The organism is Streptomyces sp. H39-S7 (assembly GCF_027158205.1).
GTDB lineage: Bacteria > Actinomycetota > Actinomycetes > Streptomycetales > Streptomycetaceae > Actinacidiphila.
The window spans coordinates 108785-122045 of record NZ_JAPVLU010000029.1 but is presented as its reverse complement, the minus strand read 5'-3'; the positions used below and the strand labels follow the sequence as shown (position 1 = coordinate 122045).

General features: G+C 70.5%; 7 protein-coding genes and 1 pseudogene. 7 read left to right on the top strand and 1 reads right to left on the bottom strand.

What is annotated here, in order from left to right; all coding sequences use genetic code 11:
• Nucleotides 1-48: 48 nt before the first annotated feature.
• The 7 genes and pseudogenes from O3X23_RS26565 to O3X23_RS26535 all read left to right on the top strand — a co-directional run.
• Nucleotides 49-1443 (top strand): annotated as a pseudogene (locus O3X23_RS26565) (SUKH-4 family immunity protein); the annotation flags it as partial.
• Nucleotides 1444-1625: 182 nt separating this feature from the next.
• Entirely contained in the window at nt 1626-2549 is a 924-nt protein-coding gene (locus O3X23_RS26560) for a cellulose-binding protein (protein WP_269274073.1), read from the top strand.
• A 444-nt stretch (nt 2550-2993) separates the two neighbouring features.
• A complete protein-coding gene (locus O3X23_RS26555) occupies nt 2994-3785 on the top strand; it encodes an ABC transporter ATP-binding protein (protein WP_269274072.1) in 792 nt (263 codons plus the stop codon).
• Nucleotides 3782-6346 (top strand): ABC transporter permease, encoded by a 2565-nt coding sequence (locus O3X23_RS26550; protein ID WP_269274071.1) that lies wholly within the window; start codon nt 3782-3784, stop codon nt 6344-6346. Before O3X23_RS26555 ends, O3X23_RS26550 begins: the two co-directional genes overlap by 4 nt.
• A 187-nt stretch (nt 6347-6533) precedes the next feature.
• Entirely contained in the window at nt 6534-10094 is a 3561-nt protein-coding gene (gene mfd, locus O3X23_RS26545) for a transcription-repair coupling factor (RefSeq protein WP_269274070.1), read from the top strand.
• 143 nt (nt 10095-10237) lie between these two features.
• The gene (locus tag O3X23_RS26540; protein ID WP_269274069.1) at nt 10238-11251 is read left to right on the top strand and encodes a glycosyltransferase family 2 protein; all 1014 of its coding nucleotides are present in this window, start codon (nt 10238-10240) and stop codon (nt 11249-11251) included.
• Entirely contained in the window at nt 11251-11715 is a 465-nt protein-coding gene (locus tag O3X23_RS26535; RefSeq protein ID WP_269274068.1) for a GtrA family protein, read from the top strand. Before O3X23_RS26540 ends, O3X23_RS26535 begins: the two co-directional genes overlap by 1 nt.
• On the opposite strand, the gene O3X23_RS26530 is transcribed toward O3X23_RS26535, so the two are convergent.
• Nucleotides 11696-13126 carry a DUF2079 domain-containing protein gene (locus O3X23_RS26530; RefSeq protein WP_269274067.1) on the bottom strand — a complete coding sequence of 477 codons (1431 nt, stop codon included), beginning with the start codon at nt 13124-13126 and terminating at the stop codon, nt 11696-11698. The genes O3X23_RS26535 and O3X23_RS26530 overlap by 20 nt on opposite strands.
• Nucleotides 13127-13261: the final 135 nt, after the last annotated feature.

Here is a 13261-nt window from a genome sequence, read left to right as displayed (position 1 = left end):
TAATCGTCGGCAGCGTCAGCTGTGTATACGAGACAGGAGGAGTACGGAGCGGTGCCGAACGACACCCCGCCGCCCCCGCCCGGCGCGATCGGCGGCGGTCGCGGCGCGCCTCCCGCGCCTCCGGCCTCCGGCTCCTCGGGCGGTGTGAACTACGCGGCGACGATGCTGGCAGGACCCGGCGTCGGCGGTCCGGGCGGTCCTGGCGGTCCGCCGCCGCCCCCCGGGGCGATCGGTGGCGGCCAGGGTGGTCCGCCGCCCCCGCCCGGCGCGATCGGCGGCGGTCGCGGCACTCCGCCGCCCCCGCCGGGTCCCGGCGGCCCCGCCGGCGGTGCCCACTACGCCGCGACGATGCTGGCAGGACCCGGCGTCGGCGGCCCCGGCATGCCGCCGCCTCCGCCCGGAGGAGCGGCGCCGCCGCCCCCCGGCGGTTACGGGTACCCGCAGCCGCCGGCCGGTGTGCCGACCGTCGGCCCCGGCTACATGGCCGTACTGAGCTACCGCGCGCACGACGGTTCGCAGCAGCAGCTCATCCGGCGCTCGGCGCCGGGCACTCCGCACCCGGAGTGGCAGATCCTGCACGAGCTGCGGGCGCTCAACGTGCCGCCGCAGCAGGTGCTGGAGCTGCACACGGAGCTGGAGGCGTGCGATCTGCCGGGCGGCTACTGCGCCCGGATGATCCGTGAGACCTGGCCCCAGGTGCGGATCAGCCACACGGCCCCGTACGGCCGCGAGCACGCCTCGCGCCAGCAGGGCGTCCAGCACCTGCTGACGCACCAGGGCGAGCTGCACCAGGTCGCGGCGGCGCCGGCGCGTCCGCAGCCCCAGCGGGTGCCGATGCCGGACCCGAACCAGGTCCAGCGGGTACCGCCGATCCCGCTCGAAGGGATCGGGCACGAGCTGGCGCAGGCGTTCGGGCCGCAGGGCCTGTTCCGGTTCGACCAGCGGGCGGTCTCCCGCCAGGGGGTGCCGGACATCGTCGCGCAGACCCTGATGTGGGCCGGGCTGCCGGTCGACTTCGGGCCGTTCTTCTGGGCGCAGGCCCAGCCGGGCCGCCCGGTGCCCACGCTCGCCGAACTGGCGCAGGAGCGCGGGGTGCAGCCGGCCTCGGACGCGGGCTCGTACCTGGTCATGGGCAACGACTTCGGGCGCCAGTTGTGCGTGCAGTACGGGACGGCGCACATCGTCGCCGTACCGCTCGAAGCGGGTCCCGGCGGTCAGCCGGTGCCACCGCAGTTCGTGAACTCCAGCCTGCCGGAGTTCGCCCGCTGCCTCGCCCTGCTCGGGCGGATGTGGCGGCTGCGGATCGGGCTCACCCCCGACCAGGCCGGCCGCTGGACGGTCGACTTCCAGGCGCAGCTGGCGGCGCAGGACCCGGCCGCCATCGCCTCGCCGGACAACTGGTGGGCCGTGCTGATCGAGCAGATGTGGGACGGCCTCCTCTGACGCTCCCCGCAGTGTCCTGATTCCCCGGCGGCCCCGGGGCGGGTCCCGCCGCCCCCCGCCGCGCTATGTACCGGCGATGGGTTGGGTAGGGGTATGTCGGAGTGTCGCGGTATACACAATTCGGACATAACGACGAAAATGAAGCAGAGAGTACGGTTCGGAAGGACGGCGAGGGGCAGCGCATGAGCAGCACGGCAACACCTCACGGCTTCGAAACCGTTCGCGGGCGCGGCTACCGGGTGGAACAGGTCGAACGCTTCCTCGAGGAACTGTCCGAGGACCGCGACGCGGCCTGGGAGCGGGCCGCCCGGCTCACCGTTCTCGCGAACGAGATGGACACCGAGGCCAAGGCGCTGCGGGAGCACGTCGACGCGCTGGGACCGGCGACGTACGAGACGCTCGGCGAGGGCGCGCGGGAACTGCTGCGCCTGGTCCAGGACGAGGCCGCGGCGGTCAGGGAACGCGCCGAGAACGAGATCCAGTACGCCCGCGACGCCGCGGAGACCGCCCGCCGCGCCCTCCAGGACGAGGCCAGGGCGGCGGCCGCCGAGCGGCGCGCCATCGCGGAGGACCAGGCCAACCGGGTCCTCGACGCGGCACGGGGTCGCGCCGGCGAGATCCTCACCGAGGCGCAGACCGAGGCCGGTCAGGTGCGCGGGGAGGCCGAGCAGGCTCTGGAGGGGGCCCGGCAGGACACCGCGCGCACCCTCGCCGAGGCCGACAAGGGCCGGCGCGAGCGGCTGGACGCCTTCGGGCACGAGATGGCCGAGCGCGAGGCCGGCGTCGACAGCCGGACCGGCGAGCTCATCGGCTACGCCGAGCAGCAGCTCGAGGAAGCGCGGACGGCGCACGCGGAGGCCGAGGAGTTCGCGCGGCACGGGCAGGAGGACGCCGAGGCCCGGGCGGCCGCCCTGCTCGCCGAGGCCCGGATGCGGGACGAGCGCATCCGGCGCGAGAGCGAGCGGGAACTGCGCGAGCACGAGGAGCACGGCGAGGAGATCCGCGCGCACCTCGCCCATGTCCGCAGCAGCCTCGCGGCCCTCACCGGCCGTCCCCTCCCCGATGAGGACCCGACGGTCCCGGAGCCGGGCCAGACCCCGGAGTAGCCGCGGAGCAGTCGCGGAGCGGGCCGAGGGGCCCGCTCCCGCCGGGCGTTGCCCGGCGATGTGTGTACACCGCACCAGTCCCCGCGGAACCCGGGTCTCGGCAGCCGCAATCCATCGCATCGCCGCAGGTGGGGCAGGCCCCTCACGCCTCGTGCGACGCTTCGGCGCGCCCTCGACCCCGAGGCCGCGGGCGGCGTGAAGCCGCCGACCCTTAGGGGTCAGTACGTACTTTCGCCTACTCGATGTTCGTACTGGCGGAGGACGTTCGGGGGCCGGGGGCTCCCTAAGGTCATCAGTGGGACGTGGTGGGGCTAACCCCACCGGCAAGACGGAGACCTGCCCCATCGCCGCGACCCCAGGCCGACCAGCATTCTGATAACGCGGGACAGGGGCCACCAGGTTCCGCAGGATCCCGACGAATCCTCAAGATTTCAGGAGATAGCAGTGACAACGGCTGTAACGATTCCCAAGTCCGGGGGCAGCGGAGAGCGTTCGGCTGTTGCCGCCCGTGCACGGCAGGTCACCAAGTCCTACGGCACCACCGAGGACACTCGGGTGGTCGCGCTGGACGCGGTCGACGTCGACATCGCCCGCAGCGGTTTCACTGCGATCATGGGCCCGTCGGGTTCCGGCAAGTCCACCCTGATGCACTGCCTGGCCGGTCTCGACACGGTCACCAGCGGCCAGATCTGGGTCGGTGACACCGAGATCACCAAGCTGAAGGACAAGAAGCTCACCCAGCTCCGCCGGGACCAGATCGGCTTCATATTCCAGGCGTTCAACCTGCTCCCGACGCTCAACGCGCTCGAGAACATCACGCTGCCGATGGACATCGCGGGCCGCAAGCCCGACCGCGAGTGGCTGAACCGCGTCATCGAGACCGTCGGCCTGGCCGGCCGCCTCAAGCACCGCCCGAACCAGCTCTCCGGTGGCCAGCAGCAGCGCGTCGCGGTCGCCCGCGCCCTCGCCGCCCGCCCCGAGATCATCTTCGGTGACGAGCCGACCGGAAACCTGGACTCGCGCGCCGGCGCCGAGGTGCTGGGCTTCCTGCGCCGCTCGGTCGACGAGCTCGGCCAGACGATCGTCATCGTGACCCACGACCCGGTCGCCGCCTCCTACGCGGACCGCGTCATCTACCTGGCCGACGGCCGCATCGTCGACGACATGGCGAACCCGACGGCCGACTCCGTCCTCGAGCGCATGAAGTCCTTCGACGCCCGTGGGAGGGTGTCGTGACCGTCTTCAGGACATCGATGCGCAACTTCGTCGCGCACAAGGGCCGCATGGTGCTCAGCGCCGTCGCCGTGCTCCTGTCGGTGGCGTTCGTCTGCGGCACGCTCGTCTTCACCGACACCATGACCGCGACCTTCGACAAGCTCTTCGCCTCCACGGCGTCGGACGTCTCGGTCAGCGCGAAGAAGGTTGACGACGCGCAGGACACCGGCAAGCCGGAGACCGTGCCGGCCGCGCTGCTGGCGAAGCTGCAGCAGACTGCCGGGGTCGAGAAGGTCGACGTCCAGGTCACCAGCGAGAAGATCACCGTCGCCAACAGCAAGAACGAGAGCGTCGGTCCTAAGTCCGGCGCTCCCACCATTGCCATCAACTGGGACGACAGTGAGAAGAAGTCGGTCGAGCTCACGTCGGGCCACGCCCCGCGTGGTCCCACCGAAGCGATGATCGACGCCGACACCGCCGACAAGAAGCACGTGAAGATCGGTGACTCGCTCCGCGTCATTGCCACCCCGGGTGACTTCGCCATCCAGATCGTCGGCATCGTCACCTTCAAGACCACCAACCCTGGTGCGGCGATCGTCTATCTGGACACCGCCACCGCGCAGGCCAAACTGCTCGGCACCTCGGACGCGTACACCGGCTTCGGCCTGACCGCCGCCGACGGCGTCAGCGACGAGACGCTGAAGAAGGACGTCATCGCCGCTGTCGGCACCAGTTACAAGATCCAGACGGCCGACGAGTCCAAGGCCGAGGGCAAGGACGAAATCAGCGGGTTCCTGAACCCGATGAAATACATGATGCTCGCGTTCGCGCTGGTCTCGGTGCTCGGCGGGATCTTCCTCATTGTGAACACCTTCTCGATGCTGGTGGCCCAGCGCACCCGCGAGATCGGCCTGATGCGGGCCATCGGTTCCAGCCGTAAGCAGATCAACCAGTCGGTGCTCTTCGAGGCGCTCCTGCTCGGGGTCGTCGGTTCGGTACTCGGCATCGGCGCCGGACTCGGTCTCGCGATCCTGCTCATGAAGGCCATGGGCCTGCTGGGGATGCACCTGAACACCTCCGAGCTGACCATCAAGGCCGCCACCCCGGTCATCGGCCTCGCGATCGGCGTCATCGTCACCTTGCTGTCCGCTCTGGTGCCCGCCTGGCGGGCCGGCAAGATCTCCCCGATGGCCGCCATGCGCGACGCCGGCACCCCGGCGGACGGCAGGGCGGGCAAGATCCGCGCCGCCATCGGCGTGCTGATGACCGTTGCGGGCGCGGCAGCCCTGGTCGCTTCGGCCAACGCGTCGAAGGCGTCCGAGGGCTCCGGAATCCTCGGGATCGGTGTAGTTCTCACCCTGCTCGGGTTCGTGGTCATCGGCCCGCTGCTCGCCGGTGTCATCGTCCGCGGCCTCAGCGCGGTCACCTTGCGGTTCTTCGGCCCCATCGGCCGACTCGCGGAGCGCAACGCACTGCGCAACCCGCGCCGTACGGGGGCCACCGCCTCGGCTCTCATGATCGGTCTCGCGCTCGTCGCCGGCCTTTCGGTGGTGGGCTCGTCGGCGGTCTCCTCCGCGACCTCCCAACTCGACAAGTCGGTGGGGGCGGACTTCATCCTTCAGGCGGACGGCGGCCAGCCGATCAGTCCCGCACTGGCCAAGGCCATCCACTCGGCCGGTCACCTGGAGCACATCACCGACTACACAGGTGTCAACGCCAAGCTGACCACCCCCGACGGCAAGTCCTCCACTACCCAGTTGTCGGCCGCCAGCCCCACCTACGCGGAAGACCTGGACGTCAAGACGGTCGACGGCAAGCTGGCGTCCGCCTACGACGACAACGCCATGTCGGTCAACGAAGGCTTCGCCAAGGATCACGGCATCAAGGTCGGCAGCGAGTTGGCGGTGGCGTTCATCGGCGGCCAGACCGCCAAGCTCAAGGTCAACGTGATCACGTCGGACGACACCACCATCGACCACGGTGCGATGTACATGAACATCGCCACGGCGAAGCAGTACCTGCCTGCCGACAAGTTCCCGCTCAACGAGATCATGTTCGCCAAGGCCACCGACGGCCAGGCCGCGGAGGCAGCCGCCTCTCTCAAGGAAGCGGTCAAGGGCTACCCGCAGCTCACCGTCCGGGACCAGTCCGACTTCAAGGAGCAGATCAAGAAGTCGGTCAACCAGTTCCTCTACGTCATCTACGCCATGCTCGCCCTGGCGATCATCGTCGCGATCCTGGGCGTGGTGAACACTCTCGCCCTCTCCGTTGTCGAGCGCACCCGTGAGATCGGCCTCATGCGGGCGATCGGAATGTCGCGGCGCCAGCTGCGCAGGATGGTCCGCCTGGAGTCCGTGATCATCGCCCTCTTCGGCGCGCTGGTCGGCCTCGGCCTGGGCATGGGCTGGGGCATCACCGCCCAGAAGCTTCTTGCCCTGGAGGGGCTGGATGTCCTGGATATTCCGTGGCCCACGATCATCTACGTCTTCATCGGGTCGGCCTTCGTCGGTCTCATCGCCGCGCTGGTCCCCGCCTTCCGGGCGGGCCGGATGAACGTGCTCAACGCGATCGCCTCCGACTAGGCAGTCTCCCCACTGCCTACCAGGCGGCCCCGGAACGCAACCCCCCGCGTTCCGGGGCCGCCGTCTGTTGTCACACGTTGATGCGTGGGCGGCGGTTGTCAGTGGGGCGTCGTAGGCTGGTCTGACCCCGGCCCGTTTGACGTGTCGGGCCGTTCGCGGTGTCCAGCCCTGGGACGGAAACCCCTTCATGAGTCTGAACGGTCTGCTCGACGTCGTCGTGAACGATCCGGCTCTTGCCGAAGCGGTCAAGGCCGGCACCGACGGCAATCGCCCCTACGTCGACCTGGTGGGGCCGCCCGCCGCCCGGCCGGTCGTGCTGGCGGCGCTCGCCGCCCGCACCGGCCGCGTGGTCCTGGCGGTGACGGCCACCGGCCGGGAGAGCGAGGACATGGTGGCGGCGCTGCGCTCGCTGCTGCCGCCGGACTCCGTCGTGGAGTACCCGGCGTGGGAGACGCTGCCGCACGAACGGCTGTCGCCGCGCTCCGACACCGTCGGCCGGCGGCTCGCCGTGCTGCGCAGGCTCGCGCACCCGCGGGCGGACGACCCGACGGCCGGGCCCGTGAAGGTCGTCGTCGCGCCGATCAGGTCGGTGCTGCAGCCGCAGGTCAAGGGGTTGGGGGAGCTGGAGCCCGTAGCGCTGCGCAGCGGGCAGAGCGCGGACCTCGGCGAGGTCGTGGACGGGCTGGCGGCCGCCGCGTACGCGCGGGTGGAGCTGGTCGAGAAGCGCGGCGAGTTCGCGGTGCGCGGCGGGATCCTGGACGTCTTCCCGCCGACCGAGGAGCACCCGCTGCGGGTGGAGTTCTGGGGCGACGACGTCGAGGAGATCCGGTACTTCAAGGTCGCCGACCAGCGGTCCCTGGAGATCGCCGAGCACGGGCTGTGGGCGCCGCCGTGCCGGGAGCTGCTGTTGACCGACGAGGTGCGGGCACGCGCGGCCGAGCTGGCGGTGCGGCACCCCGAGCTGAACGAACTGCTCGACAAGATCGCCGAGGGCATCGCCGTCGAGGGCATGGAATCGCTGGCCCCCGTCCTGGTGGACGACATGGAGCTGCTGCTGGACGTGCTGCCGGCCGGGAGCATGACGGTCGTCTGCGACCCGGAGCGGGTCAGGACGCGCGCCGCCGACCTGGTCGCCACGTCGCAGGAGTTCCTGGAGGCGTCCTGGGCGGCCTCCGCCGGTGGCGGGGTGGCGCCGGTCGACCTGGGCGCCGCCTCGCTGTGGTCGATCGCCGACGTGCGCGAGCACGCCCGCGAGCTGGGCACGCCCTGGTGGTCGATCAGTCAGTTCGCCTCGGGAGAGGGCAAGCACAGCGCGGCCGACGACACGGACGCGGACGAGGACACCCTGCAGCTGGGCATGCACGCGCCCGAGCTGTACCGGGGCGACACCGCCCGCGCGCTCGCCGACACCAAGGGGTGGCTGGCCGACGGCTGGCGCACCGTCTACGTCACCGAGGGCCACGGCCCGGCCGCCCGCATCGTCGAGGTGCTGGGCGGCGAGGGCATCGCCGCCCGCCTGGACATGGACCTGACCGGCCTGGAGCCGTCCGTCGTCCATGTCTCGACCGGCTGCATCGAGCACGGCTTCATCGACGCGCGGCTCAAGCTGGCCGTGCTCACGGAGTCCGACCTCACCGGGCAGAAGTCCTCCACCAAGGACATGGGGCGGATGCCGTCGCGGCGCCGCAAGACCATCGACCCGCTGACCCTGCAGCCCGGCGACTACATCGTGCACGAGCAGCACGGCGTGGGCCGCTACGTCGAGATGGTGCAGCGCACCGTCCAGGGCGCCACCCGCGAGTACCTGCTCGTCGAGTACGCGCCCGCGAAGCGGGGCCAGCCCGGCGACCGGCTCTTCGTGCCGACCGACCAGCTGGAGCAGATCACCAAGTACGTCGGCGGCGAGGCCCCGACGCTGCACCGGCTCGGCGGCGCCGACTGGACGAAGACCAAGGCGCGCGCGAAGAAGGCGGTCAAGGAGATCGCCGCCGACCTGATCAAGCTCTACTCGGCGCGGATGGCGGCCCCCGGCTACACCTTCGGGCCCGACACCCCCTGGCAGCGCGAGCTGGAGGACGCCTTCCCCTACGTGGAGACGCCCGACCAGCTGACCACCATCGCCGAGGTCAAGGAGGACATGGAGAAGTCGGTCCCGATGGACCGGCTGATCTGCGGCGACGTCGGTTACGGCAAGACCGAGATCGCGGTCCGCGCGGCCTTCAAGGCGGTCCAGGACAGCAAGCAGGTCGCGGTGCTGGTCCCGACCACGCTGCTGGTGCAGCAGCACTTCACGACCTTCTCCGAGCGGTACGCACAGTTCCCCGTGACGGTGAAGGCGCTGTCCCGCTTCCAGTCCGACAGCGAGGCCAAGGCCGTGCTGGAGGGGCTGCGGGAGGGCACGGTCGACGTCGTCATCGGCACCCACCGGCTCTTCTCGTCCGAGACGAAGTTCAAGGACCTGGGCCTGGTCATCGTCGACGAGGAGCAGCGGTTCGGCGTCGAGCACAAGGAGCAGCTGAAGAAGCTGCGCGCCAACGTGGACGTGCTGACGATGTCCGCCACCCCCATTCCCCGCACGCTGGAGATGGCGGTCACCGGCATCCGCGAGATGTCGACGATCACCACCCCGCCGGAGGAGCGGCACCCGGTGCTGACCTTCGTCGGGCCGTACGAGGAGAAGCAGATCGGCGCCGCGGTCCGGCGTGAACTGCTGCGCGAGGGCCAGGTCTTCTACATCCACAACCGGGTCGAGTCGATCGACCGGGCGGCGGCGCGGCTGCGCGAGATCGTGCCGGAGGCACGGATCGCCACGGCGCACGGGCAGATGGGCGAGAGCGCGCTGGAGCAGGTCGTCGTCGACTTCTGGGAGAAGCGTTTCGACGTGCTGGTCTCCACGACGATCGTCGAGTCCGGCATCGACATCTCCAACGCGAACACGCTCATCGTGGAGCGCGGCGACAACTTCGGCCTGTCGCAGCTGCACCAGCTGCGCGGCCGTGTCGGCCGGTCCCGCGAGCGTGGTTACGCCTACTTCCTGTACCCGCCGGAGAAGCCGCTCACCGAGACCGCGCACGAGCGGCTGGCGACCATCGCGCAGCACACCGAGATGGGCGCGGGCATGTACGTCGCGATGAAGGACCTGGAGATCCGCGGCGCGGGCAACCTGCTCGGCGGCGAGCAGTCCGGGCACATCGCGGGCGTCGGCTTCGACCTCTACATCCGGATGGTCGGCGAGGCGGTCGCGGACTACCGCTCGGCCCTGGAGGGCGCCGGCGAGCCCGAGGAGACGCTGCTCGACGTCAAGATCGAACTGCCGGTGGACGCGCACGTCCCGCACGACTACGCGCCGGGGGAGCGGCTGCGCCTCCAGGCGTACCGCGCCATCGCCGCCGCCAACAGCCACGACGACATCACCGCGGTCCGCGAGGAGCTGACCGACCGGTACGGCAAGCTGCCGGAGCCGGTGGAGAACCTGCTGCTGGTGGCCGGGCTGCGGCTGCTCGCCCGCAAGGTCGGGGTCAGCGATATCACCCTGGCGGGCAGCAACGTCCGCTTCGGTCCCGTGGAGCTGCGCGAGTCGCAGGAGCTGCGGCTGAACCGGCTCTACCCGCGCACGGTCATGAAGGGCGCGACCCGTCAGGTCCTCGTGCCGCGCCCGACCACCGCCAAGATCGGCGGCACGCCCGTCATCGGCCGGGAACTCCTGCTCTGGACGTCGGAGTTCCTGACCACGATCCTCGACAACTGATCCACCGGGCGGCACGGGCCCCGGGGGCCCGTGCCGTGCGTCACGTGGCGTTCAGATCAACGTCATGTGGCCCTCGCGCGGCCGCCGCGCGGGGGTCGTGTGGCGCGGGCAGCATTTCCGTGTATCCCACGGAAAGTGAATCCATGCGCCTGTCCGTTGTCGTTCCCTGTTACAACGAGGAATCCGGTGTAGAGCTTTTCGACGCGAAGATCCGGGAGACCCTCGACCTCCTGCCCGTCGAGTACGAGCTCTGCTACGTGGACGACGGCAGCTCGGACGCGACGCTGGAACGCCTGCGCAGCCTGGCCGAGAAGCACGTGGGCAGCACCCGGTACGTCTCGTTCAGCCGGAACTTCGGCAAGGAGGCCGGCATGCTCGCCGGGCTCCGCGAGGCCACCGGCGACGCCGTCGTGCTGATGGACGCCGATCTCCAGCATCCGCCGGAGCTGATCGTGCGGATGCTGGAGCTGTTCAGCCGCGGCCACGACCAGGTGATAGCGCGCCGCACCCGGGAGGGCGACAAGTTCGTCCGGAGCACGGTGAGCCGGCTGTACTACCGCATGGTCAACAAGTGGGTCGACGTCGAACTGACCGACGGGGTCGGCGACTTCCGGCTGCTCTCCCGGCGGGCCGTCGACGCGCTGCTGTCGATGCCGGAGTACAACCGCTTCTCCAAGGGGCTCTTCTCCTGGATCGGTTTCGACACCGTCACCTTCGACTACCGCAACGCCGCCCGTGCCGCGGGGGAGACGAAGTGGCGGTTCGGGGCGCTGCTCAACTACGGGATCGACGGGCTGATCTCGTTCAACAACCGCCCACTGCGGGCGGGGATCCACCTCGGGCTCGCGCTGGCCGGCCTGGCCGGGCTGTACGCCGCCTGGGTCACGGTGGCCGCGGTGGTCGGCGGGGTCACCGCGCCCGGCTACGTGACGCTGATCGTCGCCATCGTCGGGCTGGGCGGGCTGCAGATGATGATGCTGGGGCTGATGGGCGAGTACATCGGCCGTATCTACTACGAGTCCAAGCGGCGGCCGCACTTCCTGGTGAAGGAGACCAACGTGCCGCCCTCCGCCTTCGGCGGCCAGGCGAAGCCGGTGAGCGGCGAGGCCCTGCTGGCGCAGCGGCCCGCGCGGTCGGCGGCGGAGGGCCTGCGCTGATGCCCGCGCGTCTGCTGCAGGTGGTGCGCTTCGGCCTGGTGGGCGTGGTGAACACCGGCACCTTCTACGGCTGCTACCTGCTGCTGCACCGCTGGATGCCGTACTACCCGGCGTACGTGGCGGCGTTCGTGCTGAGCATGGTCGGCTCGTTCTTCCTCAACACGTACTTCACCTACCGGACCCGGCCGACCTGGCGGAAGTTCCTGTTCTTCCCGCTGACCAACCTGACGAACTTCACCGTCACCTCGGTGGGCATGTACGTCCTGGTGGAGTGGTGCGGGGTGGGGGAGAAGCCGGCCCCGCTGATCGCGGCGGCCGCCGCGATCCCCGTCACCTTCGTCCTGTCCCGGCGGATCCTGCTCACCCGCGAGCAGCCGTCGGAGCAGCCGTCAGAGCAGTCGTCGGAGCAGCCGGCTCCCGCACAGGAGCCCGTCCTCGCGCCGGCTACGCGCGACGCAGGATGACGTAGCCCTCGCCGCCGGCGATCTCCGTGTAGGTCGCCGTGGGGTGGAGCTGGTGGGCGTAGTTCACCGGGTCGGGGACCCAGCCGTCCCCGTTGTCGATCGCGATGTAGTCGGGGGCGACGGTCTTGGCGCCGCCCACCCAGTACACGGTGCAGCGGTTGACGAGTCTGCTGATCGGCCCGACGTTGGCCTCGACGCTCGCCCCGTCCGGGATCTGCAGCAGCAGCTTCTCGACGGCCCGGACGTGCGCGCCCGGCTGGTACGTGGCGGTGTGCGTGAGGTCCGCCAGCGGGAGCGTGGTGCTCAGCGCCAGGGCCGCGGCGGCGGCCGCGGCCGGCATGTGCGAGGCGTAGGAGCGCAGCCAGCCCCGCGGGCTGTCGCGCGACTCGTTGACGGCGTCGACGAGGGCGAGGAGGACGACGGGCATCAGCACGGCGCTGTAGTGCCAGTCCAGGCCCCAGTAGTGGTCGTCGTGCGAGATGAAGCGCCAGCCGATGGTGGGCAGGGCGGCGATCAGCAGCGGGGAGCGCAGCGCGAGCAGGCCGCTGGTCGGCAGCAGGATCCACAGCAGGGTGCGGAGCGCGGTGTCCGGCGGGATGTTCCCCGTGACCGGGGCGCCGCTGCCGCCGAGCTTGTTCCAGTAGTCGTAGCCGCCGCTGTTGTTGAAGGCGGGGATGAGGACGCCGAAGGCGATGGCGGCGAAGGCGACGCCGAAGCCGATCAGCCAGATCGCGTACGAGGCCGCCCGCGGATCGTCCCGCCGGGAGCGCAGCAGCACGACGACGCCGATGGCGGCTACGGTCGCGCCCATGTCCTCCTTGACGAGGATCAGCGGCAGCGCCCACCACATCGCGGTCGTCCACCGCTTGCGCAGCACGGCCTCCAGCGAGAAGGCGAGCATCGGCATGGCGAAGGCGATCTCGTGGAAGTCGAACTCGACGGCCCGCTGCACGCCCCACGACATGCCGTAGGCGACCCCGACGGCCAGCCCGCGACCGCGGCCGAGGAGGTGCGCGCCGACCCGGGTGACCGGGACGACGGAGAGCGCGAAGAGGGCCGCCTGCACCACGAGGAGGGTGATGGGTGAGGGGAAGACCCGGTAGAAGGGTGCGACCAGGGCGGTGATGGGGCTGAAGTGGTCGCCGAGGATGTTGGTCCCGGGGCCCTTGAGGTCGGCGACCGGCGCCTGGAGGTGCGCGTAGGACTTGATCGCCTGCTCGAAGATCCCGAGGTCCCAGGACATCGTCGCCATCCGCCGGAACCTGCACACCGACAAGGTGGCGTACGCGACGAAGAGCGCGCCGGCCAGCCAGTACGGATCCAGCCCGGGGCGGAGGAGGCGCCGCCCGCGCGTGCTGGGCGTGGCGCTGTTCCCGTGCTGGGCGGGGATGGCCGTAGTAGCCATGTCCATGCTGCGTTCCTTTCGCACGGGACGACGCGCGGCACCCTCGGCCGGTGCACGCCCGCCACGAAAAGATACGTGAGTGGCGCCGGGGTGCGGTTCAACCGTTCTTCCTCCGGTCACCGCAACCACGCGTATCGCAGT